This is a genomic window from Hoeflea sp. AS60 (assembly GCF_038900115.1).
Taxonomy (GTDB): domain Bacteria; phylum Pseudomonadota; class Alphaproteobacteria; order Rhizobiales; family Rhizobiaceae; genus Hoeflea.
The window spans coordinates 44,659-70,859 of the sequence record NZ_JBBMQP010000007.1 but is presented as its reverse complement, the minus strand read 5'-3'; the positions used below and the strand labels follow the sequence as shown (position 1 = coordinate 70,859).

Genomic DNA, 26,201 nt, shown 5'->3' with positions numbered 1-26,201 from the left:
CCCTATTCCGCAGCCTGACGAGCGTTGGAACGCTCGTCGATCTGGCGTGAAAGGATGCCGGAGAACTCGTCCGCGAAGCCTTCCATCCGGGCAGACAGCTTGCCTGCGTCGGAGGAGAACTTGTTGTAGGCGATAACAGCCGGGATAGCCGCCAGCAGGCCGATCGCGGTAGCAAGCAGCGCTTCAGCAATACCAGGCGCCACGACGGCGAGGTTGGTGGATTTCGATCCGGCGATCGCCTGGAACGACGTCATGATGCCGACCACGGTGCCAAACAGGCCGATGAACGGAGCCGCCGATCCGATGGTAGCCAATGAACCAAGCTTGGATTCAAGTGCATCAGCCTCACGCGCCAGGGTCACGTCCATCGCCTTGTCGATCCGCATCTGCAGCCCGATTGGCGATTTGGCGCCGCGTTCGTAAGACTTCTTCCACTCGCGCATGGCCGAGACAAAGATCGCGCTCATGCCGGATGATTTTCGGTCTGCCAGTGTCCGGTACAATTCCTCAAGCGATTGACCGGACCAGAACACCTGCTCGAACTGATCGAGCTGGCGCCGGAACTTGCCGAACGAGATGATCTTGTCCGCGACAATTGCCCAGGTCCAGATCGATGCGCCAATCAGGCCAAGCATCACAAGCTTGACCACAAAACCAGCCTGCATGAAAAGCGACCAGAGCGTCACGTCGCTGGTTGCTGCAAGTCCAACCTGTTCCATTCAAATAACCCTCGAATCCAAACGCCCGGCTTTATTACCGGGCGGCCAAAACGTCACTTTTGCCGGGAGACCAGAAGTGAGCGATTGCCGCCTAACCACTTTCCAAGTCTTCTCGCGGCTAAATTTGGTCAAAGGATGGCGCACGCGATCAACGCAATCCTCATGATTTCGGTAATAAATTATTATGGTTAAGGCTTGGTTAGGATTCAACCGGGATATCGCAACCGAATACAGCTTTGGCTTTTAGCCCGGCAGGGTCAGGATGACCGGGCCGTTTCGGCCAGCGACAATTGTGTGCTCGAACTGGACCGTCAGCGCACGCGGGTAGCCATATAGCGTCCAGTCCTCGTCATCCTCACTTTCTGCGAAAGTCGCACCAAGTGATAGAAAAGGCTCGATGGTAAAAACCTGCCCCTCTTTCATGAGACGCTTCTCGTGACTATCAGGCCACGTCGCAATCTCCGAAGGATCTTCGTGCAAGGATTGGCCAACCCCGTGACTGGCCAGGTTTCGAATGAGCGTGTAGCCATTCTTCTTGGCAAACTTGCCGATCACGTCACCAATGGCTGCGTAACGCGCACCGGTCTTGACCTGACCAAGCCCCTTTGAGAGCGCCCGTTTGCCATCACGCAAGAGCCTCTCGGTTCTGGCTGCCACCGGGGCGACACCAAATGAAGCACCGGTATCGCCGAAATAGCCGTCCTTGAGTGCCGAAACATCAATATTCACGAGATCGCCGGCTGCAATGACGCGGTCTCCGGGAATGCCATGGGCAACTTCCTCGTTGACCGAGATGCAGGTTGCTCCTGGAAACTGGTAGCAGAATTCCGGCGCAGACTGGGCACCCTGGGCCTCAAGATACCGCCGCCCGATCAGATCAAGCTCGCGGGTGGTCATGCCCGGCTCCATGGATCCCGCCATGGTCTGGATCGTGTTGGCACAGATCCGCCCGATATGCCGAAGCTTCTCGAGTTCCTCGTCCGAAGAAACAACCACTGCCTTTTACTCCTTTGCTTGAGCCTCACCGCGACCGCCGCCAAGAAAACGCTCCATGAGCGCATCAGGCAGCCGTCGCGCCCGGCCAAATCCGTTGATGACCGCGACTGTCACCTCGGCAGCAGCCAAAACCTGGTCATCGCGCTTGATCGTCTGACTGAGCAGCATCCGCGCGCCACGCACCTCGGCCGGTGTCGTCACAATCGTCAGCACGTCATCCATGCGCGCCGGAGACTTGAAATCGATCTCCATGCGCCGAACGACAAAGGCCACAACGTCGGCCGGATCTGTCTGGGCATGCAGCGCGCCTTGCGAAACACCCAGAAGGCGAATGTAGTCGGTGCGGCCACGCTCGAAGAAATGCAGATAACGGGCGTGATAGACGAAGCCGGAAAAATCGGTGTCCTCGTAATAGACCCGTTGGGTCAGGTGATGCCCGCCGTCCAGCAATTGTCCCGATAGCGATGCATTCATGATACGCGGCCTGTCTCGTTTGATGTCTGCTCTGGTGTCTGGTTTATCCACAACCCCACGATGGAATTGAGACAATCGTGTTTCTGTCATAAAACCGATCTATCAGGATTAAAACCATGCAGGCACAGGAGAATCATCAATGAAGATCGCAATCATGGGCGGCGACGGGTTTGTCGGTTGGCCAACTTCGCTGCACCTCTCCAATGCAGGCCACGAGATTCACATCATCGACAATCTGTCACGCCGCTGGATCGACACCGAACTCGGCGTCCAGTCGCTGACACCGATGGATTCGATCCAGGAGCGCACCCGGATCTGGCATGCCGAGACGGGTCGCAAAATCCATTTTCACCTGATCGACATGGCCAAGGACTATGAGCTGCTCAAGAACTGGCTCGCCAAGGAGCGCCCTGACGCCATCGTGCATTTCGCCGAACAGCGGGCTGCCCCCTATTCGATGAAGAGTGACCGCCACAAGAATTACACGGTCAACAACAACGTCAACGCCACCCACAATCTGCTCAACGCCATGGTGGAGTTGGGTCTCGATGCACATCTGGTGCACCTGGGCACCATGGGCGTTTACGGCTATTCGACTGTGGGTGCCGCGATCCCGGAAGGTTATCTGCCGGTCGGCATCGAGACCATGTCAGGCGAAACGGTGAAGCAGGATATCCTGTACCCGGCCAATCCTGGCTCGATCTATCACATGACCAAATGCCTCGATCAGCTGATTTTCCAGTTCTACGCCAAGAACGACAATCTGCGCATCACCGACCTGCACCAGGGCATCGTCTGGGGCACCCACACCGACCAGACCCGGCGGCATGAACAGTTGGTCAACCGGTTCGATTATGATGGCGACTACGGCACGGTGCTCAACCGCTTCCTCATTCAGGCCGCGATCGGCTATCCCCTGACCGTGCACGGCACCGGCGGCCAGACCCGCGCCTTCATCCACATTCAGGACTCGGTGCGCTGTATAGAGATCGCGCTCGGCAATCCGCCGGCGCGCGGCTCCAAGGTCGAGATCTTCAACCAGATGACCGAGACCCACCGGGTCCGCGATCTGGCCAAGATGATCGCCGGAATGACCGGCGCCGAGATCGCCTGGCTACCTAATCCGCGCAAGGAAGCGGCAGAAAACGACCTCGTCGTCCACAATGAAAAGTTCCTCAGGCTGGGACTTGAGCCAACCACGCTGAAGGAAGGGTTGCTCGAAGAAGTCGTCGACGTCGCCAAGAAATACGCTTATCGCGTCGACCGCACCCGCGTGCCTGCAGTCTCTGCCTGGACCAAGGACATCGCCAATTCGATCAATCGCGATCCGGAAGGCAAGGCGCTCAAATCCGTTTCATGAGCTCGCCCGCACCCCTCCCCTCAGGCCTGGCTGCGAACAAACCCGCAGCCAGCCATCGCGCCTATGTCACGCTGGTGACCAACGCGGACTACGCCATGGGTGCGCTGGCGCTTGCCAGATCGATTGAGCTGAGCGGAACCAAGGCCGACATCGTTGTGCTCCACACCGGTAGCGTGACGGACGAGGCCCTGGCGCCTCTCGCAGACCTCGGCTGCCGCCTTATCCGGACCGAGCTGCTCGACACATCCGACGCCTTCAACGAGCGCCATGCGCGCGGCAAACTGCACGCCAACGCGCCCTTTACCAAGGGGCGCAAGCCGGCCTTTCATTCGCCGCTCGACAATTTCTGCAAGCTCTGGCTCTGGCAGCTGACCGAGTATCAGTCCTGCGTCTTCATCGACGCTGATGCGCTTGTCTTGCGCAACATCGACAAGCTGTTCGACTATCCCGAGTTCTCGGCAGCCCCCAATGTCTATGAGACACTAAAGGACTTCCACCGTCTCAATTCCGGCGTCTTCGTTGCCCGTCCATCGACAGAAACGTTCGCCGCCATGCTTGAGATGCTGGATCGGCCGGATACGTTCTGGCGGCGCACCGACCAGACATTTCTGGAGACCTTCTTTCCGGATTGGCACGGCCTGCCCGTCACCATGAACATGCTGCAATATGTCTGGTTCAACCTGCCAGACCTGTGGGACTGGAAGCAGATCGGCGTGCTGCATTACCAATATGAAAAGCCCTGGGAGGCCAATCATCCCAAGGCGGACCAGCTGCGCCCGCTGATCGATCTCTGGCACGCTTACCTCGAAGGGAAAGCGATCCCGGATATTGGCTCGCTGGCCAATCCCTTGCGATCGAACGACAAATGATAGCGCTGGTCACCGGCGGTACGGGTCTGGTCGGGCGCTATATCGTCGAGGCGTTGCTCGATGCCGGCTATGATGTTGTCACAGCCGGACGGACGCCACCCGCCGAGAACCTGTTCCCCAAAACCGTTGAATTTCGTCCCATCCGCCTTGATCCGAACGAAAATCACAGCGACCTCTTTGCAGGAATCGATGTCTTCATCCACGCCGCCTTTCAGCATCTGCCTGGACGCTACCGCGGCGGTGAAGGCGATGACCCGAACCACTTCCGGCGCTCCAATCTCGATGGCAGCATCAGGCTCTTCGAAACCGCAAGGGATCAGGGTGTCCAGCGTGTCGTTTTTCTCTCGAGCCGCGCCGTCTACGATGGGGTTGCTCCCGACACACCGCTGACAGAAAATCTCGACTTGCAACCGACATCTCTTTACGGCGAAATCAAACTTCTGGGAGAGCACGCGCTCGCGTCGCTGAACTCGCCAGTTTTCACCACATCAAGTCTGCGCCTGACTGGGGTCTATGGCGAATTGCGCCCGAACAAGTGGGACAGTCTATTTGCCGATTTCCTTGCCGGCCGCGAGATACCGGTTCGCGCCGGTTCCGAAGTTCATGGCCGAGACGTCGGCTTGGCCGTGAGGCTAATGCTGGAAACCGAGCCGGACAAGATCGGTGGCCAGGCATTCAACGTCTCTGATCTCGTCGCCGACACAAATGAGATACTGGCGCCGCTTCATCATCACATGTCGGATGCGCCCGCCCTTCCCCCTTCCGCTGACAAGGCAGAACTGGCCGAAATGGAGACCGGCAAGATCAGGGCGCTTGGCTGGCAGCCGGGTGGACGAAAGCTGTTCGAGCAAACTCTGGAGCGCCTCGTGCTGGAGACCTGACCGGTCAAACCGCCAGGGCGTTTCGCGGTCCCGACCCCACCATCACAATTGCCCGTCATCCCAGATGATGTGCTCCGTGGTTTCAGGCAAGGCCTCGATCCAGTCTGCCAGAAACACCGGTGGCAACGGCAACGCCTCAAGGCTTTCACGCGTTGCCTGGACCCATTTGAACTCAAGCCTGTTCTTGCCGTCGGCAACCTCGTGAACGAACCTGCCATCAGGGAAAAACGAAAAGTCGCCTGGCAACTCCATCAGGTAATACCAGCCGATCTCATGCCAGGCACGGCCTTCGAAATCGAAGAAATTCTCCACCAGAAACACAAGCCGCCCGACGCTGACCTTGACGCCTAGCTCTTCATGCATTTCGCGGATAAGCGTTGCCCGGCTGTCTTCGCCCAGTTCAGCAGTTCCTCCGGGAATGGTCCAGAACGGCTCGTGCACGGCGCGGTGGATCAACAGATGGCCGCGATACAGGGCCAGCCCGGCCACCCTCGCATTGAAGCGCCGGCGCTGGTCATTGAAACGGATCGTGCGCCGCGAAGGGCCGCTCATTCGTCCTCGAACAGGCTGGCCTGGGTGGCCGCCAGATCCTTGGGCGGATTGAGGCCCATATGGCTCCAGGCGCGCGCCGTCAGCACTCGCCCGCGCGGCGTGCGCTGCAGGAAGCCCTGCTGGATCAGGTAGGGTTCGATGATGTCCTCGATGGCATCACGCGGCTCCGACAGGCCCGCTGCGATGGTCTCAATGCCCACCGGTCCGCCGCCGAAATTGCGCACGATCATGTCGAGGTAGCGGCGGTCGAGCTGGTCCAGTCCGATGCTGTCCACCGACAGCCGGGTCAGCGCTTCATCGGCAATTTTTTGGGTCACGGCTTCGGCTTTGGCGACTTCCGCGAAATCTCTCACCCGCCGGAGCAGGCGTCCGGCAATACGCGGGGTGCCACGCGCCCGGCGAGCAATCTCCAGCGCGCCGTCATCGGTCATTCCGAGCCCCATGATCCGCGCCCCGCGTCGTACGATCAGCTCCAACTCTTCGACAGTGTAAAACTGCAGCCGCACAGGAATGCCGAAGCGGTCCCTGAGCGGCGTGGTCAGCAGGCCGAGCCGCGTTGTGGCCGCAACAAGCGTGAACCGCGACAGGTCGATCTTGACCGACCGGGCAGCTGGCCCCTCGCCGATGATCAGATCGAGCTGGAAATCCTCCATCGCCGGATAGAGGATTTCCTCTACCGCCGGGCTGAGCCGGTGGATCTCGTCAATGAACAGCACGTCCCGGTCTTCGAGATTGGTGAGCAAGGCCGCCAGATCGCCGGCCTTCGCAATCACCGGGCCGGAAGTGGAGCGGAAATTGACGCCGAGCTCCTTGGCCATGATCTGCGCCAGCGTGGTCTTGCCCAGTCCCGGAGGACCGACAAACAGCACATGGTCAAGCGCCTCGGCCCGGCCCTTGGCCGCCTCGATGAACACTTTCAGGTTGGCGCGCGCTTCGGCCTGCCCGGTAAAATCGTCCAGCGTTTGCGGACGCAATGTCGTATCGACATCTTCGCCACGCTTGTCGGGGGAAATGAGACGATCAGCGTCACTCATGCCAGTAGCTCCATGCCCGGAACAGAGTTGGCAGCCTTGCGGTCGAAGGTCATGGTTTTTTCACACCCGTTCATGCGGTTGAGGTCGGCAATCATAACATCGGAAAAATCAGCGTGTGGCGATGCGAGCCACTGACCCCAGTTTTCCATGCTCAAGGTTTCAGGCACCCTGATTTCGACTGTGTCCAACAGACCCGCAATTTGCGTTCGCGCCACCATTCGATCCACCTTGTAAGCCCGCTCAAGCACCCAGATGGTTTCTGCGATGACCATCGGATTGACGAACAGCGGCGCCTCGGCGCTGCTGGCCCTGACCAGCGATACCGCCGCATCAAACTGCCCCGGATCGTCGCGCGTCAAAAGGCGAACAATGATGTTGGTATCAATCCCGATCACGCGACCGCTCAAACCGTTCAGCCAAACCTTCATCGAGCGCCTCGTTCATGGCCTCGATGGACACAGGATCACGATCAGGCACATGTAGCGCCCCGGCAAAGTCCAGAGCGCTACGGTTCTTTGCCACGAGGACGACTTTCCCGTCGACAAACTCATATCCGATGCGGTCACCTGCGCTGATCTTGAGATATTCGCGTACTTCCGCCGGAATTGTCGTCTGACCTTTTGTCGTCACTTTTGACTCGATGCCCATTTCCTTACTCGCGATCAATTTCCTTACTTTTTATCATAGTAAGGAGGCACTTCCCGTGCAAGGAATTCCCTACCGCGCCAGTTCCTTCAACCCGAACCGGATCAGCTTGGCAGAGTCCGCATCATCCCCGGCCACCTTCAAAGCCGCGGCAACCGCATTGGCTGCCTGATCGCGGGAATAGCCGAGGTTCGACAGTGCCGATACCGCATCGGCGACAGGTGCCGAGGCAACCCCCTCGCCCAGTTCCTGCTTCAGCCCCATCGCACCGCCGGCATCTCCGCCAAAAGCCGGCGCCTTGTTCTTGAGCTCGGCCACGATGCGCTGGGCCACCTTCGGTCCGATTCCGGGCGCGCGCGAAACAGTCGCCTTGTCCTGAAGCGCAATCGCATTGGCGAGTTCGGAAGGTGTCAGCGTCGACAACACCGCCAGCGCCACCTTGGCGCCGACGCCCTGAACGCTTTGCAGAAGCCGGAACCACTCCCGCTCAAGCGCTGTCTCGAAGCCGAACAGCCTGAACTGGTCTTCGCGCACATAGGTCTCGATGAACAAAACTGCCGCCTCTCCGGCAGAACCGAGCCGCGAAAGCGTTCGTGATGAACAAGAGGCCACGTAGCAGACCCCGTGCACATCGATCAGCACATGATCCTCGGCAATTTCCTCGATCGTGCCCTTGAGCTTGCCAATCATTGGAGCGTCCTCATTCCGCAGCCATGCGCCATTCAGGTGATGTTCTGTGATGGGCGTGACAGATCGCGATCGCCAGCGCATCCGCGGCGTGATCGCTGTCAAAGGTGGATTTCGGCATCAGCACCTTGACCATCATCAGGATCTGCTTCTTGTCGCCATGTCCGACGCCGATCACGGCCTTCTTGACCGCGTTCGGCGCATATTCCGCAACCCGCAGGCCAGCCCGCGCTGGCGCCAGCATGGCTATGCCACGTGCCTGCCCGAGCTTCAGCGTCGCCGTGGCGTCCTTGTTGACGAAAGTGTTTTCAACCGCTGCTTCGAACGGCTGGAATTCATGCAGCACTGTCTCGAGCCCCGCATAAAGCTGGTTCAGCCGTGAGGCGAGATCGAGCTTGTTGTCGGACTTGACCGTTCCTGACGCGACAAAGCGCAACGAGTTGCCAAGACTGTCGATCACACCCCAGCCGGTGTTCCTCAGCCCGGGATCAATCCCGATTATCCGAATCGCTTCTTTCATGAAAAAACCCTAGCTCCAAGCGCCGGACCATTCCATCAAAATGTGAACAAAACAAAAACATACGCACAGCATGAGAAACAGTCTTTGGCTTTCAGCCAGCGGCTCCCTACATGTGAGAAAACCAATTTCAGCACTGAAAGTATGCTCATGACCGCCTTTTCCATTCTCGATCTCTGCCCCATCGTTGAGGGTGGCACCGCTAGTGATGCTCTCTCCAGCACAAGGCTGATGGCCAAGCAGGCGGAAGATGCCGGCTTCAGCCGGTTCTGGCTGGCCGAGCACCACGGCATGAAAGGCATCGCCAGTGCCGCCACCGCGCTGGTCATCGCCGAGGCAGGCCATGCGACCAGCACCATCCGCATCGGATCTGGCGGCATCATGCTGCCCAACCACTCGCCGCTGGTGATTGCCGAACAGTTCGGAACACTTGAAGCACTGTTTCCCGGACGCGTCGACCTCGGCCTCGGTCGCGCTCCGGGAACCGACATGAACACTGCAAGGGCGCTGAGGCGCAACCTAGAGACCGGCGCCAACAGCTTCCCCGATGACATCATCGAGCTGCAATATTACTTGGGCGAACCAGACGAACGGATGCTGCTCGCCGTTCCAGGCGCAGGCTCCCATGTGCCTCTCTGGATTCTCGGCTCCAGCATCTACAGCGCCCACCTGGCGGCGGCCCTTGGGCTGCCTTACGCCTTTGCATCGCATTTTGCCCCGGACATGCTTCTTGAAGCGCTCGATATCTACCGCGCCAAGTTCACCCCGTCAGCCCAGCTGGACGCACCCTATGTCATGGCTGCAACGATGGGCGTGATGGCCGATACCGATGCAGAGGCCAATTACCTGTTCACCACACTACAGCAGACATTCGTCAACATGCGCCGCAATGCCCGCGGCAAGATGCCGAGGCCAATCGACAACATGGACGGTTTCTGGAGCGAGATGGAACAGATCGCCGTCGAACACACGCTGCGCTATGCGGTGGTCGGCAGCCCGGAGACCGCGGCACAAAAAATGCAGGACTTCCTGGCGGCCACAAAGGCTGATGAAATCATGATCTCCATGCCGATCCATTCCATCGATGCCCGGCTGAAATCCGTGGACCTGTTTGGCGCCGTGCGCGCGGCACTCTAGAACAACAAAAAACCGCCGGTCACGAGACCGGCGGTTTTGTCGTTTTCAATACTCAGGACATTCAGGCGGAAAGTTTCGCCATGACCTCGTCGGAAACTTCGAAATTGGCGTAGACGTTCTGCACGTCATCGTCATCGTCGAGCGTTGCAATCAGCTTGAGCACGGACAACGCCTTGTCTTCATCGACCGGAGCCGCCGTCTGCGGCTTCCACACAGCCTTCACCGATTGCGCCTCCCCGAGCGCTTCTTCAAGCGCGGTGGAAACTTCACCGATGTCTTCGAATGCGCAGATGATCGCGTGCTCTTCTTCGCTGCTGGTCACATCCTCGGCGCCTGCCATGATGGCGGCTTCCATGATCGTGTCCGCGTCGCCCGCCTCACCAGGGTAGGTGATTTCGCCGACGCGGGAGAACATGAACCCGACCGATCCGGTTTCACCCAGCGCTCCGCCAGATTTGGTGAAGGCCGCGCGTACGCTTGATGCCGTCCGGTTGCGGTTGTCTGTCAGCGCCTCGACGATTACGGCGACGCCGCCCGGGCCATAGCCCTCGTAGCGCACTTCCTCGTAGTTCTCGCTGTCAGCACCCGTCGCCTTGTTGATGGCGCGCTGGATGTTGTCCTTGGGCATCGACTGCGCCTTGGCATTCTGAACCGCCAGCCTGAGACGCGCGTTCATCGCCGGGTCGGGCGCACCCATCTTGGCCGCAACGGTGATTTCACGCGCAAGCTTCGAGAACATCTTGGAACGAACGGCATCTTGCCGCCCCTTGCGGTGCATGATGTTTTTAAATTGTGAGTGGCCGGCCATAACGCCCCTGATCTTTGCTCTGGATTCTGGTTTGGCGCGTTATAAGGTCCTAACAGCGTTTCGTCCAGAAGGTTCAGACCATGCAAAAGACCAGTGTTCCATCCTTGCCCTTGACCGGTGGATGCCAATGCGGCCGTGTCCGCTACAGGTTGCTGGCCCAACCGCTGGTATTCTACCTCTGCCACTGCACGGAATGCCAGCGGCACACCTCATCAGCCTTCGGCGAGAGTCTTCGGTTCATGCGCGAGGCTCTTGATGTGGATCCGGGTCTGTCTTGTGTGACCCGCATGAGCGAATCCGGCAAGAAACGGCAGGGGTGGTTCTGCCCCGATTGCGGCGTTCGCATATGGCACAGCACCAGCGGTTCGGCCGAAATCAACATCAAGGCAGGCACGCTGGATGACACCTCATGGCTGGTTCCGGCAGGACACATATGGTGCAGCTCGAAACAGCCATTCATGAAAATATCTGAAGACGAACTCAGCTACGAGGGTCAGCCAACCGACAGCTATGAAGCGCTGAAGCTGCGTTGGCGGGACATGACTGTCACAACATGACCCAAGATCGGTAAAGCAGAATAGACCACAGCCCCTTTACCTGACGCCGCCGCGCTCTACACTTCATGAAACCAGAGACTGTTTCACGGAGCCGCCAGCATGCACCGTTTGAACACCTTTATCCTTGTGAGTGTCTTGTTTGCTTTCGCATCACCCGCGAAAGCCCAGGAAAGCCAACGGCCCTTCAGCCAATGCATGGCTGTGGCGCAGGCGCTGCCCGGCGCCAGCTACGCAAATCTGACCCCGGACGACCTTGACCTCAGGGCGGATACGGTCGCAGCAGGATCGGGCGAGGTCGAGATCGCGTTCGCCGGACATTCGACCTATGTCATCACCACGCCCGGCGGCGTGACCATAGCGACTGATTTCAACGGATGGGCAGGCCGTGTGGCCGCCCCGGATGTTGTCACCATGAACAAGGCGCATTCCTCGCATTTCACGCTGTCGCCAGACGAGCGCATAGACCATGTGCTGCGCGGCTGGAATTTTGACGGAACCCCTGCCGATCATGATGTGGTGGTCGAGGATGTCTATGTCCGCAACGTCACCACCGACATCCGCAATTTCGGCGCGATGGAGCCAGACGGCAATTCCATCTTCATTTTCGAGGTGGCGGATCTGTGCATCGGTCACCTCGGCCATCTGCACCACCCGCTGGAAGACAGGCATTTCGCCCAAATTGGCAGGCTCGACATTGTCATGGTTCCTGTCGATGGTGGTCTGACGCTGAGCCATACCGCGATGACCGGAATTGCTCAGCGCCTGCAATCGTCGATCCTGTTGCCAATGCACCGGCGCGGTGCGCCCCTGTCGAGCTTCATCGAGATGATGGGCGACAAGTTTGCGACCGATTTTGTCAATGAAGACAGCTTCACAGTGTCGGCCCGCACATTGCCGCGCCGACCGACAATTCTCGTGCTGAAGGGGATATGACCGTGGATCGCAGGACTTTTCTGTTTCAGGCAACAGCTCTCGCCTGCGTCATGGCCACGCCATCATCGTTGCATGCCGAGACCACGAGTGAACGAGCCAGGCTGTTTGAAGCACTGAAGACTGCAAAGACGGAGCGTGAGGGCCGGCTTGCCGAAAACGCCATCTGGAACTGGTGGCTAGACCAGGCGCCGACGCCCGAGGTACGAAGGGCGATCGATTACGGCATGAAACGGCGCGAAAGCTATGATTTCGAGGCCGCCGAAGCAGCGTTTGATGAAGCCATTGAAAAAGCCCCGGACTATGCGGAAGGCTGGAACCAGCGCGCCTTTGCCCGGTTCCTGCGTGACAATATCGACGGCTCGCTATCGGATCTCGAGAAAGCTGTGGAACTCGATCCCGATCATTTCGCCGCCTGGTCGGGAATGTACCATGTGCTGGTGCGGATGGGCCGGCCTGAAGTAGCGATTGCGGCACTGAGCCGAGCCGTGACCATTCACCCCTGGCTCAAGGAGCGTGGAATGCTGCCACCCGACCCGGATGCAAAGCGACCGCTGATCAAGGGCAAACAGCAAGATCTTTGAGGTCGTGCGCGAGCTTTAAAGGGAGGAGAACATCATGCGCTGGATCGTCCTGTCCGTAACCCATGGCATCGTGCTGACTGTCGGCTTTGCCCTCGGGGTTTACCTCCTGCCTATCATCACCGCACCCGCCGGGCCAGACAAGGCAGCGCTTGAACAAACCGCTCAAGCAGCGCTCTACAAGACCGACTTCCAGCGCGATCTCAAGGGCAGCGATTTTCTGCACTGGGGCGAAGGCACGGTCAGCGTCTCAAAAACAAAGATCGCTCACGAAGGACGGCTGGCACCAGGCCCGGATTACAAGCTCTACCTGGTCCCCGAATTCATAGAGGATGAGCAACAGTTCCTGGCTGTCAGAGACACCGCGCAGATCATCGGCGACATCAAGACCTTTGACGGCTTCCTGCTCGATGTGCCGCCTGCGGTCGATATCGAATCCTACACAACCGTGCTCATCTGGTGCGAGACATTCAGCGAATTCATCAGCGCCGCCAAGTACCGCTGACGCGTTGTTGCAACGTCAAAGGCACGGCCCAGCAGATTGGGAAACCGGCCTTATCTCCAGAATTCAGGAAAAGTTTCACTGAGCCGAGGCCCGATCCTGAGCGGCGCGATCTTTTCGGCAAGGCCCGTACGATCGGAGATCTCGACGGCGACACCGCAGATGGTTGCAGGCCCGGAGGCCGCTTCAAATCGCCCTTTGGGTATCTTTGACACGAAGCGGTTGACCGGCTCTTCCTTGTCCATACCGATCGATGAATCATAGTCGCCGCACATGCCGGCATCAGTCAGATAGGCGGTTCCGCCATTCAGGATCTGTGCGTCAGCGGTCGGCACATGGGTGTGGGTCCCCACGACGAAGCTCGCCCGACCATCTACAAAATGGGCAAAACAAAGCTTCTCGCTTGTGGCTTCTGCATGGAAGTCGAAAACCACCGCATCTGCCACTTCGCCCAGCGGGCAAGCGGCGAGGATAGCTTCACCTGCGGCGAACGGATCGTCGAGGTCGGGGTGCATGAACACCCGGCCCATGATGTTGGCGACCAGCACCCGTGCGCCATTGCGGGCGATGTAGAGGTTGGAACCTCGCCCGGGAGTGCCGGCGGGATAATTGGCGGGCCTCAGGAAACGGTCTTGCCGGTCGGCATAGACAAGCGCTTCGCGCTGATCCCAGACGTGGTTGCCGGTGGTCACCACATCGGCGCCGGCATTGAGCGTTTCGAGAAAAATCTCTTCGGTTATGCCAAAGCCGCCCGCCGCGTTCTCGCCATTGACGATGACGAAATCCAGCTTGAAATCGCGGATCAAGCCGGGAAGGCGGTTCCAGACCGCGGTGCGGCCGGATCGTCCGACCAGATCTCCAAGAAACAAAAGGCGCATCAGCTCTCTATAGAGATTGCGAAAGCGAGCGCAAGCCTTGCTCTGTCAGGATCATGTCGAGCGGCACGTCGTGAGCTTCCGCCGGCAAACTGTCGGTTTCCTGAGCGGAGAAAGCAGTTCCGACCAACAACGGCGACTTGCCCTTGCCGCGCAGCCTTGCAATGGCCCGGTCGTAATGTCCTGCGCCATAGCCCAGGCGGTTGCCAAAGGCATCGAACGACGACAGCGGCATGACCAGAATATCCGGATCAAGCACCTCGGCGTCAGGCCCCGGCCCCGATGTCCCGAACCCGGTCTTGACCAGATCCACACCCCGGACAAAGTCCCGAAAGACGATCGTCTCGCGGTCGAGCACCACCGGCAGGCAAAGTCGGGCGCCGCGCTCGCGCAGACGCGCAAGCAGTGGCCTGAGATCCGGTTCTGATCGAATGGGCAGATATCCGGCGATTACCGCACCCGGATCAAAGGACAAGGCTTCCGATGCCTCTGCCATCGCAAGACTCATTTCGATCCGGTGGTCGGGAGCGAGTGCATCTCGCCGAGCCAACATCGCCGAGCGGATGCTTGCCTTGCTGTCCATCTGTCTCTCCATACTGATTGCCTGGCCGTCCTGATTGCCTGACCGTCCCGGTTTTCTGCACGGGCGTAATGCTGTTAGCGGCCAAACGTCAATGGCTTCCGCTCCCCCACCAAAGCCCGACACTGTTCTATTTCAGCACAGCCGGTCAGAAACTGTAAACGACGTCTACCAATTCGGATTGCTGCTCATTGGCTGCTTCGCTTATCACCGCGATGGCAGCCGCACTTATTGAAGCGGCATGCTGACAAATTTTCAAACAAGCACATAAGCGGATATTCATGACAGACGAAACGGAACGCGATACGCGGCGATTGACGCATTCCGAGAGAGCCTGCCTGCAATCAGTGGCAAGAGGGCTTTTACCAAACGCTGTTGTCGAACCTTCGGGGACGGGCGGGCAAACCAGCAGCGATCACCTTGCATCCGCACGCAGAAAGCTGATGGCGAGAACCACCGTAGAGGCCGTGGCCAGAGCACTGAAACTAGGCCTGATCGAATAAGTCCACTACAAACCGCTCAATCAAAGCCTACAAGCGTTGGGCTGACCAATCAAAAAACTGATCTGAAAAGTGCGATCCACGGCAGCCGATGGATTTATTGATCCTGGGAACCTACAACGTAGGTGGGCGCCATATGTCCGGACCCACGGGTCCGGTCAGGGACAGCTCCCTTTGGATCAATTAAGGCCCCAGGGATTGTGTATCCTGTCGAGAAGCGCAGATCGCACCTCTCATATAGGTCATTATTCGGATTCCGCCAATCGGCAAATCACCGGACAGCGTTTTCACCCGTTCAGGTGATTGAGACTCCCTCCATTCCCCCGATATCTCAACATCAGGAACGGCCCGTCGTTCCTTTAGTCACCGCTTGGAACCGTGCGCCTTATAAAGCTGCGCGCGCATAGCAAGGCTGCCGATACTCCGCCTGCGGAGGCGGACAGGCCGTTTCGTGTGGACCGTCTTTTTGAGCTTAGGTTGATTGAGGAGTATAAAATGACCAGATTTGCTTTCGTTTCCGGCACAGTGGTGCTTGCCGTCCTTCCGGGCATCAGCGGATGCACATCCTCGACAGCTGCTGGAGGCGCCACACCGGTTGCCGTGACCAGCAACACTCTTCCGATCAAGTCATCGGGGAAGGCGTTGGCCTTCCGCACCAATTCAAAAAACACCGCTTCAATCAATTCCTACACCACCCTGCCCTCTTCGACCCACTCGATCACACAAGCCAAAATTCTCAACAAATCAGCGGCCGGCGGCATCACCATCAATGGCTCGGCTGACCAGGACAAGAACCCGACAACCAATCAGGGGACCAATGCGGCACTGATTTCCGCGAACTCTCCGGACGCGCTCCAGGGTGGAGCCTCGCTTAACGGAATGAAGGACGTCAAGGGCAACGTCTACTTCGAGAACGGCAATTTTGGCGACGCCCAGGCCTCCAATGAGAGCTCCAATCTGTCCTCGGTTGGCGTCTACAATGTCTATGATTCCAGCAACAAGTTCGTCGAACAGATCGTCATGAAGCATGGCACCACCATCCGCTATCAGGAAGGGACCGCCGGTGATGGAAGCGCGATCTACGCCGTTGGATATATCGGCAACAACACCACCAACATGCCAACCTCCGGACAGGCGACTTACAAGGGCTTCCACGAGGGTGGCACATCTGTCTATGACGACAATGGCACAATACGTAACCTGAGCCTGAGCGGCGGCACCGTTGAGCTGACCGCAGATTTCGGCGCAGGCACCGTAACAGGCGGCATAAAAGGCGCAGAACTCTCAACCTACAAGAACAGCAACAAGGTTGTTCTCAACCCGAATGCGACCGGCCTCAACATCAGCGCAAACATAACCGGCTCCGAATATGCCGGGACGGCCAAGCTGGTCGACGCCAGCAACAACGCAGTTGGAACCGCACTCTACAATGAGGCGATCGGAGCGTTCTTTGGTGACGCCGCAGCCGAAACCGCCGCAGCCTATGTGATTGAAGGCAACGCACCACTCGATGGCGAGAATCGCGATTTCATTATGTCCGGCGCGTTCGGAGGCGTGAAGAAATAAGTGATGATGTGTACACATCCCGCGTTTTTTCCGGTGAGGGAAATGGGAGAACGTCCCGATCGCAAAGGTCTGGGACGGAAATGCAAAGGGTACCTGCTCATCTCCTGCATGACAGCCCTTCTGCTTCTCAGTCCTTTCAACCGGCATGCTGAGGCGGAAACGACGTTCCGTTCCGCGGAAGCCCTGGTTACCCAAGGCAATTATGGCGAAGCACAAACCCTGCTCGAAACCACACGTTTTCAAGGCACTGAAGCCATCCCCGCCGCCTATCTCCTTGCGGTGGTCTATGCACGTACCGGGCATCCCGAAAAGGCAGAAAAACTGCTCAGGGACATCCTCTCCCGTGAACCCGATATCGATGCTGTCCGGATCGAACTGGTCAAGATACTGGCCACCCAGGGTAAGCGGCAGGGTGCGAGCTATCAGCTGAGCCGGCTGACTGACACTGCGGATCTGGCCCGCGACAAGGATCAGCTCGAGCAACTCGCACGCCAGATCGGGACGAAAGAGGGCTTCTCCCTGTCAGGGTATGTCTCGCTGGCCCCCTCCACCAATGTCAATGACGGCACATCGCAGTCAATCATCATGATCGGTGGCCTGCCTTTCCTCATTGCCAACGGTGCGCGTCAGAAGTCGGGACTAGGTCTGAAAGCGGGAGCGGTGGCCGGCTACTCCCATTCGCTCAGCGAAAACCTCTCTGCCTATGCCGCGCTGTCCGGCGGAATATCGGACTATTCGAATGACCAGTTTGACAAGCAGCAAGCAGAACTGCGGGCAGGTTTGAGGCGCGACGAACTCAGCTATTCGCTGCAGGCGGAGGCGATCGTCGATCGTCAATGGCTGAACAGAAAGGCGAACAGTCTGGGAATCGGTGGCCGCCTGTCCGGAAAATGGAATTTCTCGCAGAGCTGGTGGCTGTCCGGCGAGATCATTCACATGCACCGGCGCTTTGACGCAACCGGTTCAGCAGCCGCACGCACCACGCGGGCAAGCACATCGCTGCGGCACGCGTTCTCAAAACGGTTTGCGATGTCGGTCACTGGAAGCTTTGAAACAGAAACAATTACAGGCAGGCCGTGGAGTTCCTATGCCAGCCCCTCTGTCACCCTCGGCGCGGAAATGCCGCTTGTTCACGGCATCTGGATGAATGCCTCTGTCTCGGTCGGCAAACGCAAGTTCAAGGACCTCTTTCCCGGACTGCGCATTTTACGGCAGGACACATTCTGGGAAGTCAGGGGCTCGTTCCGCAAGGACAATTTCGAGATCGCGGGCCTATCCCCGATCATCGGCGTATTCCGCAAAAGCCAGAACAGCAACGTCGTATTTTATGACTATGCGACCACTGGTATGGACATCACTTTCACCAAAGCCTTCTAGCGTTGACCGCCAACGTGGCCACCCCAATTTGGAAGTATAATCGACGCACTCAATTCCGTCATGCAGACTTGTGAGACGATTGCTCTCGTGTAAGATCAAGTGTCTGCAAGATTTCAAAACAATGAGTTCTGGTCCATGAATTCAGTCGGTGGTCCGACCCCGCTCACCATGGCAATCGAAGCCATTTACTCCTATTTCAAGGGTGACCAGGAATTCACCGAGTTCATGAAGGACCTCGAAGACTTCCTGGCGGTCGGAGAGACAGGGCAACCTGTCTTCTCGGGGGAAATCGGCAAGCATTTTGAAATTGCCGCGGAACTGGCACAGGTCATGTCACCTGCCCCGGAAGCCAAATATCGATCATTGGTTGAAGGCCCTGCGGTCAAGATCGTCATTGATCGTGCACTGCGAATAATCGCTCAATCGCAGGAAGCTCACAAGGTATTCGGCTACCTAGACGGATTTTCGCTCGCGCTGGACCGTAACCACAGAACAGTCATCAACGCAGGCTCGTCTACCCATTCAAGCCCTCAGATACGGCTGTTGCAAACAAGTCTGACAGGCGCTGTCCTGGCCAGTATCGCAGCACTGTTTGGCCAAGAGGAACAAGCAGAGACCGGCAACCGCCGTTTTGTTCGCAGCGAAGGTGAAGGAGCCTTCGTTTCCTTGAGCCGCGACAAAGCGCTCGATGTCGTCATCGTCACTCTGCCCGGCGCAAACTGGAGCCGCAGCGTGCCGGTGGTCCTCAGTGGCAGCCTTGGTTTGTCGTCTTCTGAAATCGAAGTCCTCGAACTCATGGCCAACGGCAAGTCGAATGTCGAAATTGCCAAGGAACGCTTTCGCTCCGTCGAGACAGTCAAAAGCCAGACCCAGGCAATCTTCCGCAAACTTGGTGTGACATCGAGGCTGGAAGCCGTGCAGGTCGTCAACGATCTTGTCAGCCTGGCAGCCCTGTCCGGCGGAGCAGTCCTCGAAGCCGCAACCCCGATTGGCAATTTCCCGTTTGCCTATGACGTGTCGACCTGGAGAAAGGCCGAGCGGAACGGGCGGCAGATCAGCTATGTCCATTACCCGATGACATCCACCCCCGCCAGGCTCCGCGGTCATGTCCTCATGTTTCACGGGCTCTTGCAAAGCCCCGAGCTTACCGCCGATGCGCGCCAGCGGCTGCAACGCGCTGGCTTCGAGCTTCTCGGCTTATCCAAACCTGGATACGGAGGCACGGACGATCAGCCTCAAGGCAAATCACTGATGATGACTTGCCTCGATGATGCCCGGAAGGTCTGCGACGATCACCATGTTGGACGCAGCCTCGTGCTCGGGCATCTCTTTGGCGCCCATGCGGCGATCGAATACTGTCTGCGCCATCCGGAACGGGTCAGTGGACTGGTCTTGTGTTCAGGCTATTTCCCGCTGCAGATGGCCGATCATCTGGTGCCGCTGGGCGTCCTTCAGAAACTGGCAATGTCAAGCGGCATTGCGTCCGCCAAAGCCCACCAGTTCATCGCTCTCACTGCCGTATCCTATCTTCGCTACGGCGGCTCTGACCGCTATCTGTCAGCTCTCGCAGAAAACAGTCCTGGAGACCGCGAGGCGATTTCAGACCCGGAAATCTATGATTTGCTCCGCGCGGGCATTCGTCATGTCACGACACGTGGTGCCTCGGCCTTTCTTGCCGACACCTCATCCAGCAATTCGGACTGGAGCGGCCTGCTTTCGTCATTGAACGTGCCTACCGTGGTTCTTCATGGCGCCACCGACCCGGCGGTCAATCCGCGTCTCGCCCGGATTGCCGCCAGCCGGATAACCAATTGCCGTTACGAGGAATTTGAGCGGATTGGACAGCATATTATCCACGCCATGCCCGAAAAAGTGATCGCAGCCCTCGAAGAGCTCGCGGAGCAACCGGCGATATCAGAGTGACAAGTCCCGGCAAGCCTTGATCGGCTCTAAGCCCGCCCGGAGAGCTTGCCAGCAATCTTCTCGATCTGGTCGGTAACCTCGGACAAGGCTTCCGCCAGATCATGGTCGGTCTTGTCGACCTGGTTCAGCGCATTGTCCCGGGTCTTCTTCAAGGTATCCACCTCGGCTTCCAGCCCCCGCATCCGGCGCTGAAGCTCGTGCAGTTCGTCCATCACCATGATCCCCGCCATCACCGTGATCCGCAGATCGCCGATTTCGCCGAACTGGGTCTTCAGGTGGCCTACATAACGGTCGAAACGCCCGGCGAGGTCTGTCAGATGCTCTTCCTGGCCTTCTTCGCAAGCCATCCGATAGGTCTTGCTGTCAATGGTAACGGTAACCTGCGCCATTCAACACATCCTGTTTTGCACGACCTCGGGTGATCGAAGGCAAATGCGATTGTCCAAATACAATTCTCAGCGGTCCAGAACGGCCCTGATGGTTTCCATCGCCGTTACCAGTCGACGCGAAACCTCGCGGTTGGCCTCTTCCAGCCGGTTGGCCCGGTCTTGCGATTGGTCAAGTTCCAGTGCAATTCCTGAGCGGTCCTCGATCATCCGGTCCAGTTCTGCGGCCGCTTCAGTTGAGTTGCGGCTCGCCTCGACCTGCCTGTCGACCTCATTATCGAGCTGATTCAAGGCTTTTTTCAAAGCCTCAAGTGCGGATTGTACAGTTCTTTCAACCGGCATCATCAGCTTCCCTGGATCTGGTCTACAAGCCGAATCGCTTGAATTCCGGATACTTGTGAGCACGAGTTTACGCATCAGCCGAACGGGGCGTCAACAAAACCACCTTTTGCATCCCCAGACGTTTGGGCCAAGCCATTTGTTGACTCCCGCCAAGCAACTGCTATGTGTGCGCGGCCTTCGATCCGGTCTATATCAAGCCCGGACATGACATGAACGCGACCAGGCGGAACCATCATGATTTCACGCGAAAAACACGACCGGATGGCGAATGCAATCCGGTTTCTGTCCATGGATGCTGTAGAGAAAGCAAAATCCGGGCATCCCGGCCTGCCTATGGGCGCGGCCGATGTCGCCACGGTGCTTTTTTCTCGCTACCTGACCTTTGATCCCAAAAAGCCCAATTGGCCCGACCGCGACCGTTTCGTGCTGTCTGCTGGCCATGGCTCGATGCTGATCTATTCCCTGCTCTATCTGCTCGGATATGACGACATCTCGCTTGATGACATCAAGAATTTCCGCCAGCTGGGCTCTCCCACTGCCGGCCACCCTGAGTATGGTCATGCAGCTGGCATAGAGACCACCACCGGCCCACTTGGTCAGGGCATCGGCAATGCGGTCGGTATGGCCATGGCAGAGCGCAAGCTCGCCACCGAGTTCGGCTCCGATCTTGTCGAGCACTATACCTATGTTCTGGCAGGCGACGGCTGCCTGATGGAAGGGATTAGCCAGGAAGCGATTTCGCTGGCCGGCCACCTCAAGCTCAACAAGCTCATCCTGTTCTGGGACAACAATTCGATTTCGATCGACGGCGCTGTTTCGCTGACTGATTCCACCGACCAGCTTGCACGCTTTGCAGCCTCCGGCTGGAACACGCTCGACATCGACGGGCATGACCCCGACGCCATTGCGCAGGCCATCGAAGCCGCGCAGAAATCGGACCGGCCGACACTGATTGCCGCAAAGACCGTCATTGGTTTTGGTGCGCCCAACAAGGCCGGCACCAGCGGCGCCCATGGCTCACCGCTTGGCGACAAGGAAATAGCCGGCACGCGCAAGGCACTCGGCTGGGACGAAGAACCATTCGTCGTACCATCCGATATCCTCGACGCCTGGCGTCTGGCCGGGCTTCGCTCGGTCAAGGACCGGAAAGCCTGGGAAGCGCGTCTGGCAGACGCCAACAACGACGTCCGCATGGCATTCGACCGCCGCATGAGCGGAGAACTGCCTGGTGAACTTCAGCCAGCCATCACCGCCTACAAGAAGAAGCTGGCCGAAGATCTGCCGAATGTTGCCACTCGCAAGGCGTCTGAAATGGCGCTCGAAGTGATCAACGGCGTTGTCCCCGAAACCATCGGCGGATCGGCCGACCTGACCGGCTCCAACAACACCCGCACCAGCCAGACCAAGGCGATCACCCCCGACGATTTCGCGGGCCGCTACATTCACTATGGTATTCGTGAACATGGCATGGCCGCGATCATGAACGGTATTGCGCTGCATGGCGGGCTGATCCCCTATTCCGGGGGCTTCCTGATTTTCTCGGATTACTGCCGTCCTTCAATCCGCCTCGCAGCGTTGATGGGCATTCGTGTCATCCACGTTCTGACCCATGATTCCATCGGCCTTGGCGAAGACGGACCGACCCACCAGCCGGTTGAACAGATGGCCGCTCTGCGCGCGATCCCCAATCTGTTGATATTCCGCCCGGCCGACGTTGTCGAAACAGCAGAATGCTGGGAAATCGCGCTCGAGCAGGGCAAGCGCCCCAGCGGCATTGCGCTGACCCGCCAGAACCTGCCAACTGTCCGTACCGATTTCACCGAGGAAAATCTCTGCGCCTATGGTGCCTATGATCTGGTTTCGGCGAGCGATGCTGAGGTCACCATTTTCGCCACCGGTTCGGAAATCGAAATTGCGCTGGAAGCGCGCCAGATGCTTGAGGCGAATGGTCACACCACCCGTGTGGTATCCGTGCCCTGCTTTGAGTTATTCGAAGAACAAAGCGTGCAGTATAAAAAGGCTGTAATCGGGGATTCCAAGGTCAAGATCGCAATCGAGGCGGGCATCCGCCAGGGTTGGGACCACTTTATCGGCGCCGACGGTATATTCATCGGCATGACCGGGTTCGGCGCATCCGGACCTTACAAGGAACTCTACGAGCATTTCGGCATCACTGCCCAGGCCGCTGTGGCAGCGGTCGAAGCCCGCTTACATGACGAAGCCTGATCTCTGACAGAAACAGGCGCACTCGGACCCTAGACGGAGAAGTAACATGAAGACCAAGATTGCCATTAACGGATTTGGCCGCATCGGACGCAATGTTGTGCGAGCGATTTATGAATCCGGCCGCACGGACATCGACATCGTGGCGATCAACGATCTCGGTCCGGTTGAAACCAACGCCCATCTGCTGCGCTGGGATTCCGTGCACGGAAAGTTCCCCAAGACAGTTGAAGTTGACGGTGACACCATCCGCATTGAAGGTGGTGATTCATTCAAGGTCTTCGCAGAACGTGACCCGAAGAACCTGCCTTGGGCAGATCTCGGCATCGACATCGTTCTTGAATGCACCGGCATCTTCACTGCCCGCGAAAAGGCAGCCATTCACCTCGAAGCCGGCGCCAAGCGGGTTCTCGTGTCCGCACCGTCCGCCGGCGCTGACAAGACCATCGTCTACGGCGTCAACCACGACGTGCTGACCAAGGACGACCTCGTGGTTTCCAACGCATCGTGCACAACCAACTGCCTGGCACCCGTCGCCTATGTCCTCAACAATGCCATCGGCGTTGAAAAGGGCATGATGACAACCATCCATTCCTACACTGGTGACCAGCCAACGCTCGACACCATGCACAAGGACCTCTACCGCGCACGTGCTGCCGCAATGTCGATGATTCCGACGTCGACCGGCGCCGCCAAGGCTGTTGGCCTCGTCCTGCCCGAACTCAACGGCAAGCTCGATGGCATGTCCATCCGCGTCCCAACCCCGAATGTCTCGGTTGTGGACCTGAAGTTCATTGCCAGCCGCGCGACCTCTGTCGAGGAAATCAACAAGGCCATCCGCGAAGCCGCCAATGGCCCGCTGAAGGGCGTTCTCGGCTTCACCGATGAGCCGAATGTCTCGATCGACTTCAACCACAACCCGCATTCCTCCGTGTTCCATATGGACCAGACCAAGGTTATGGACGGCACTTTCTGCTCGATCCTGACCTGGTATGACAATGAATGGGGTTTCTCCAACCGGATGGGTGACACCGCTGTCGCGATGGCAAAACTGATCTAGCAGTCAGTGACCGGCTTGCTTGACTGCAACCACCGGAAAAACATCTGAACACAAGCACCGCCACCGCTCGAAAGACCGGTGGCGGTGCCGATTCCGGCAACCGGCAAATGCCGACGGCCGGATCTTTCACCCGGGACTGAAATATCAGTCCAAATCTGACCTTGTTTTGAGGTAAGTGTGGTTTTGGGCTTCGGAATCATTGATCCGGATGCAACCTCCACCCATACTTGCTCCTCAAGCAAAACCTGCTGCGCATGGCAACAACCTGGACAAGGGAAGTCGGTTGGACACATTCTACCTCGTGACGCTGGCTTCGATGTCACTCATTCTCATCGCAGCCTTCTCTAGCCTTCTGGCTGAGCGCTTCGGGGCGCCGTTGTTGCTGTTGTTTCTGATGATCGGACTGCTGGCAGGCGTCGATGGCCTGGGCATCGATTTCTCCAACAACGCCGCGGCCTACATGCTGGGATCCATCGCGCTTGCCATCATCCTGTTTGATTCGGGCTACGGCACCTCGCTTCAGTCGTTCAGACAGGCGGCGGTGCCGGCGCTGACGCTCGCCACCATCGGCGTGCTGTTGACGGCAGTTCTGTTTGGTATCGCCGCGCGCTACCTGCTTGGCTTTTCATGGCTCGAGGGCCTGCTCCTGGGTTCGATCGTTGCCTCAACCGATGCCGCGGCCGTGTTCTTTCTGTTGCGCACCGGCGGCATCAACATCCGCGACAGGGTCCGCTCCACGCTGGAAGTCGAATCCGGGACCAACGACCCGATGGCAATCTTCCTGACCACCGCGCTTGTGGGCATCATGGCCAGCGGCGAGGATTTGAACGGCGCCAGCGTCGATCTCCTGGTTTTGTTCGCCAAGCAAATCGGCCTTGGCCTGGTCATGGGTCTTCTGGGCGGCGTTCTGATCGTGCAGATCATTCGCAGGATTCCGGTCGAACGCGGTCTCGCTCCGATTTTCGTGCTGGCACTCGCGCTGCTGGTCTTCGCCTACACATCGGCGATCGGCGGCAGCGGTTTTCTGGCGGTCTATGTCGCCGGTATCTATGCGGGCAACAAGAAGATCCAGCCCAAAGCGTCAATCATGCGCTTTCAGGAAGGCATGACATGGCTGGCGCAGATCATCATGTTTTTGGTCCTCGGCCTCCTCGCTACGCCGTCGCAGTTTCCGCAGATCATCCTGCCTGCGGTCGGCCTCGCCATCTTTCTGGTCTTCATTGCCCGTCCGCTGGCTGTCTGGCTCTGCCTGCTGCCATTCGACTACACGCAGCGCGAAACCGGCTTTGTCGCCTGGGTCGGCTTGCGCGGCGCGGTTTCCATCCTGCTGGCGATTCTGCCCATTCTCGGCAATCTCGAAAACGGCCAGCTCTACTTCAACACAACCTTCATCGTGGTGATGGTTTCACTCGCGATTCAGGGCTGGACGGTCAAGCCGATCGCACGCAGGCTGGGTTTGATCGTACCTCCGCAAATCGGCGCCATTTACAAGCACGAGCTCGACCTTCCCGGTACCGCCAATCATGAACTGCTGACCTACCGGGTTGTCGCTGACAGCCCGGTCCTGCGCGGCGAGAGAATTCCACGCTGGGCGCGGCCCTCACTGGTCATTCGCGACGGCAAATCAATGCGCTACCAATATGCCGGACGGTTGCGCGAAAATGACCAGGTCTATCTGTTCATCGCGCCCGGATTTTCCCGTCTTCTCGACCGGTTGTTCGCCTCCAAGGTTGCCGTGAGCGAAGATGACAACGAGTTTTTCGGCACCTTCACGATCGATCCGTCAAGAAGCGGGGAGGAACTCGACAATGCCTATGGACCGGGTTTGCTCAATGCTGCCGAGAAGGCGCTTACCATTTCCGAACTTATGGAGCAGCGTCTGGGTGGCAAGCCGGACTACGCTGATCGCGTCAAGCTTGGACGTATCGTACTGATCGTGCGCCAGACCGACGAAAATGGCCTCATAAAGATGGTCGGCATTTCGCTTGAACCTGTCGTGCCTGCGACCCGGCTGCCACTTTTCCTGAACTTTCGCGAGATCATTCAGTTGGCGCGGGATTTTGCCCGCAAACGACGTGCATGAGGCGGGAAGCAGCAAACAGAATTTCCCTTCCTCGCCT

The 26,201-nt window shown here is 58.3% G+C and carries 28 protein-coding genes and 1 other RNA gene; 14 read left to right on the top strand and 15 right to left on the bottom strand.

Annotated features, from left to right (window positions below; translation table 11 throughout):
• Positions 1-2 precede the first annotated feature (2 nt).
• The 3 genes from tolQ to ybgC all read right to left on the bottom strand — a co-directional run bounded on the left by tolQ (position 3) and on the right by ybgC (position 2,192).
• Positions 3-719, bottom strand: a complete 717-nt coding sequence (tolQ, locus tag WNZ14_RS22890) for a protein TolQ (protein WP_342871000.1) — start codon at positions 717-719, stop codon at positions 3-5.
• 243 nt (positions 720-962) lie between these two features.
• Positions 963-1,715, bottom strand: coding sequence for a type I methionyl aminopeptidase (gene map / locus WNZ14_RS22885; RefSeq protein WP_342870999.1), 753 nt, complete (start codon positions 1,713-1,715; stop codon positions 963-965).
• Between the two features lie 6 nt (positions 1,716-1,721).
• Positions 1,722-2,192, bottom strand: a complete 471-nt coding sequence (ybgC, locus tag WNZ14_RS22880; protein ID WP_342871034.1) for a tol-pal system-associated acyl-CoA thioesterase — start codon at positions 2,190-2,192, stop codon at positions 1,722-1,724.
• A gap of 136 nt (positions 2,193-2,328) precedes the next feature.
• Between ybgC and WNZ14_RS22875 the strand changes: the two genes are divergently transcribed.
• The 3 genes from WNZ14_RS22875 to WNZ14_RS22865 are packed head-to-tail and all read left to right on the top strand — an operon-like array spanning position 2,329 to position 5,299.
• On the top strand, positions 2,329-3,549 hold the full coding sequence (locus tag WNZ14_RS22875; protein WP_342870998.1) for an NAD-dependent epimerase/dehydratase family protein: 1,221 nt from the start codon (positions 2,329-2,331) through the stop codon (positions 3,547-3,549).
• Positions 3,546-4,418, top strand: coding sequence for a glycosyltransferase (locus WNZ14_RS22870; RefSeq protein WP_342870997.1), 873 nt, complete (start codon positions 3,546-3,548; stop codon positions 4,416-4,418). Before WNZ14_RS22875 ends, WNZ14_RS22870 begins: the two co-directional genes overlap by 4 nt.
• On the top strand, positions 4,415-5,299 hold the full coding sequence (locus WNZ14_RS22865; RefSeq protein WP_342870996.1) for an NAD(P)-dependent oxidoreductase: 885 nt from the start codon (positions 4,415-4,417) through the stop codon (positions 5,297-5,299). Before WNZ14_RS22870 ends, WNZ14_RS22865 begins: the two co-directional genes overlap by 4 nt.
• Before the next feature lie 42 nt (positions 5,300-5,341).
• On the opposite strand, the gene WNZ14_RS22860 is transcribed toward WNZ14_RS22865, so the two are convergent.
• The 6 genes from WNZ14_RS22860 to ruvC all read right to left on the bottom strand — a co-directional run bounded on the left by WNZ14_RS22860 (position 5,342) and on the right by ruvC (position 8,737).
• A complete protein-coding gene (locus WNZ14_RS22860; protein ID WP_342870995.1) occupies positions 5,342-5,851 on the bottom strand; it encodes an NUDIX hydrolase in 510 nt (169 codons plus the stop codon).
• Positions 5,848-6,885, bottom strand: coding sequence for a Holliday junction branch migration DNA helicase RuvB (gene ruvB, locus WNZ14_RS22855; protein ID WP_342870994.1), 1,038 nt, complete (start codon positions 6,883-6,885; stop codon positions 5,848-5,850). Before ruvB ends, WNZ14_RS22860 begins: the two co-directional genes overlap by 4 nt.
• Positions 6,882-7,280 (bottom strand): type II toxin-antitoxin system VapC family toxin, encoded by a 399-nt coding sequence (locus tag WNZ14_RS22850; protein ID WP_342870993.1) that lies wholly within the window; start codon positions 7,278-7,280, stop codon positions 6,882-6,884. Before WNZ14_RS22850 ends, ruvB begins: the two co-directional genes overlap by 4 nt.
• Positions 7,267-7,515 carry a type II toxin-antitoxin system PrlF family antitoxin gene (locus WNZ14_RS22845; RefSeq protein ID WP_342870992.1) on the bottom strand — a complete coding sequence of 83 codons (249 nt, stop codon included), beginning with the start codon at positions 7,513-7,515 and terminating at the stop codon, positions 7,267-7,269. Before WNZ14_RS22845 ends, WNZ14_RS22850 begins: the two co-directional genes overlap by 14 nt.
• 87 nt (positions 7,516-7,602) lie before the next feature.
• Positions 7,603-8,220, bottom strand: a complete 618-nt coding sequence (gene ruvA, locus WNZ14_RS22840) for a Holliday junction branch migration protein RuvA (protein ID WP_342870991.1) — start codon at positions 8,218-8,220, stop codon at positions 7,603-7,605.
• 10 nt (positions 8,221-8,230) lie between these two features.
• Positions 8,231-8,737 carry a crossover junction endodeoxyribonuclease RuvC gene (gene ruvC, locus WNZ14_RS22835; RefSeq protein ID WP_342870990.1) on the bottom strand — a complete coding sequence of 169 codons (507 nt, stop codon included), beginning with the start codon at positions 8,735-8,737 and terminating at the stop codon, positions 8,231-8,233.
• 147 nt (positions 8,738-8,884) lie between these two features.
• Here ruvC and WNZ14_RS22830 point away from each other — a divergent pair, with 147 nt between their 5' ends.
• Positions 8,885-9,871 (top strand): LLM class flavin-dependent oxidoreductase, encoded by a 987-nt coding sequence (locus tag WNZ14_RS22830; protein ID WP_342870989.1) that lies wholly within the window; start codon positions 8,885-8,887, stop codon positions 9,869-9,871.
• 61 nt (positions 9,872-9,932) lie between these two features.
• Here WNZ14_RS22830 and WNZ14_RS22825 read toward each other — a convergent pair whose 3' ends face one another.
• On the bottom strand, positions 9,933-10,679 hold the full coding sequence (locus WNZ14_RS22825) for a YebC/PmpR family DNA-binding transcriptional regulator (RefSeq protein WP_342870988.1): 747 nt from the start codon (positions 10,677-10,679) through the stop codon (positions 9,933-9,935).
• An 80-nt stretch (positions 10,680-10,759) separates the two neighbouring features.
• On the opposite strand from WNZ14_RS22825, the gene WNZ14_RS22820 reads away from it, so the two are divergent.
• The 4 genes from WNZ14_RS22820 (at position 10,760) to WNZ14_RS22805 (ending at position 13,252) form a co-directional block, all read left to right on the top strand.
• A complete protein-coding gene (locus WNZ14_RS22820) occupies positions 10,760-11,236 on the top strand; it encodes a GFA family protein (RefSeq protein WP_342870987.1) in 477 nt (158 codons plus the stop codon).
• 99 nt (positions 11,237-11,335) lie between these two features.
• Positions 11,336-12,169 carry an MBL fold metallo-hydrolase gene (locus WNZ14_RS22815; RefSeq protein WP_342870986.1) on the top strand — a complete coding sequence of 278 codons (834 nt, stop codon included), beginning with the start codon at positions 11,336-11,338 and terminating at the stop codon, positions 12,167-12,169.
• A 2-nt stretch (positions 12,170-12,171) separates the two neighbouring features.
• Positions 12,172-12,750, top strand: coding sequence for a tetratricopeptide repeat protein (locus WNZ14_RS22810; RefSeq protein WP_342870985.1), 579 nt, complete (start codon positions 12,172-12,174; stop codon positions 12,748-12,750).
• A 34-nt stretch (positions 12,751-12,784) separates the two neighbouring features.
• Positions 12,785-13,252, top strand: a complete 468-nt coding sequence (locus WNZ14_RS22805) for a DM13 domain-containing protein (protein ID WP_342870984.1) — start codon at positions 12,785-12,787, stop codon at positions 13,250-13,252.
• Between the two features lie 50 nt (positions 13,253-13,302).
• On the opposite strand, the gene WNZ14_RS22800 is transcribed toward WNZ14_RS22805, so the two are convergent.
• From WNZ14_RS22800 to ssrS, 3 genes are all read right to left on the bottom strand, one after another.
• Positions 13,303-14,127: a YmdB family metallophosphoesterase gene (locus WNZ14_RS22800; protein ID WP_342870983.1), complete on the bottom strand. Its 825-nt coding sequence runs from the start codon at positions 14,125-14,127 to the stop codon at positions 13,303-13,305.
• A 7-nt stretch (positions 14,128-14,134) separates the two neighbouring features.
• On the bottom strand, positions 14,135-14,707 hold the full coding sequence (locus WNZ14_RS22795; protein ID WP_342870982.1) for a 5-formyltetrahydrofolate cyclo-ligase: 573 nt from the start codon (positions 14,705-14,707) through the stop codon (positions 14,135-14,137).
• 569 nt (positions 14,708-15,276) lie between these two features.
• A non-coding RNA gene (gene ssrS, locus WNZ14_RS22790) (6S RNA) lies at positions 15,277-15,433 on the bottom strand.
• 266 nt (positions 15,434-15,699) lie between these two features.
• Here ssrS and WNZ14_RS22785 point away from each other — a divergent pair.
• The 3 genes from WNZ14_RS22785 (at position 15,700) to WNZ14_RS22775 (ending at position 20,070) form a co-directional block, all read left to right on the top strand.
• Positions 15,700-16,770, top strand: coding sequence for a transferrin-binding protein-like solute binding protein (locus WNZ14_RS22785; RefSeq protein ID WP_342870981.1), 1,071 nt, complete (start codon positions 15,700-15,702; stop codon positions 16,768-16,770).
• Positions 16,771-16,878: 108 nt separating this feature from the next.
• Positions 16,879-18,147, top strand: coding sequence for a surface lipoprotein assembly modifier (locus tag WNZ14_RS22780; RefSeq protein ID WP_342870980.1), 1,269 nt, complete (start codon positions 16,879-16,881; stop codon positions 18,145-18,147).
• Positions 18,148-18,282: 135 nt separating this feature from the next.
• Positions 18,283-20,070 carry an alpha/beta fold hydrolase gene (locus tag WNZ14_RS22775; RefSeq protein ID WP_342870979.1) on the top strand — a complete coding sequence of 596 codons (1,788 nt, stop codon included), beginning with the start codon at positions 18,283-18,285 and terminating at the stop codon, positions 20,068-20,070.
• 26 nt (positions 20,071-20,096) lie between these two features.
• On the opposite strand, the gene WNZ14_RS22770 is transcribed toward WNZ14_RS22775, so the two are convergent.
• Both WNZ14_RS22770 and WNZ14_RS22765 read right to left on the bottom strand, forming a co-directional pair.
• On the bottom strand, positions 20,097-20,459 hold the full coding sequence (locus tag WNZ14_RS22770) for a cell division protein ZapA (protein WP_342870978.1): 363 nt from the start codon (positions 20,457-20,459) through the stop codon (positions 20,097-20,099).
• Positions 20,460-20,525: 66 nt separating this feature from the next.
• Positions 20,526-20,798: a DUF4164 domain-containing protein gene (locus WNZ14_RS22765; protein WP_342870977.1), complete on the bottom strand. Its 273-nt coding sequence runs from the start codon at positions 20,796-20,798 to the stop codon at positions 20,526-20,528.
• Positions 20,799-21,032: 234 nt separating this feature from the next.
• On the opposite strand from WNZ14_RS22765, the gene tkt reads away from it, so the two are divergent.
• The 3 genes from tkt (at position 21,033) to WNZ14_RS22750 (ending at position 26,164) form a co-directional block, all read left to right on the top strand.
• Positions 21,033-23,024 (top strand): transketolase, encoded by a 1,992-nt coding sequence (gene tkt / locus WNZ14_RS22760; protein WP_342870976.1) that lies wholly within the window; start codon positions 21,033-21,035, stop codon positions 23,022-23,024.
• Between the two features lie 46 nt (positions 23,025-23,070).
• The gene (gene gap / locus WNZ14_RS22755; protein ID WP_342870975.1) at positions 23,071-24,081 is read left to right on the top strand and encodes a type I glyceraldehyde-3-phosphate dehydrogenase; all 1,011 of its coding nucleotides are present in this window, start codon (positions 23,071-23,073) and stop codon (positions 24,079-24,081) included.
• 283 nt (positions 24,082-24,364) lie between these two features.
• A complete protein-coding gene (locus tag WNZ14_RS22750) occupies positions 24,365-26,164 on the top strand; it encodes a potassium/proton antiporter (RefSeq protein ID WP_342870974.1) in 1,800 nt (599 codons plus the stop codon).
• Positions 26,165-26,201 lie beyond the last annotated feature (37 nt).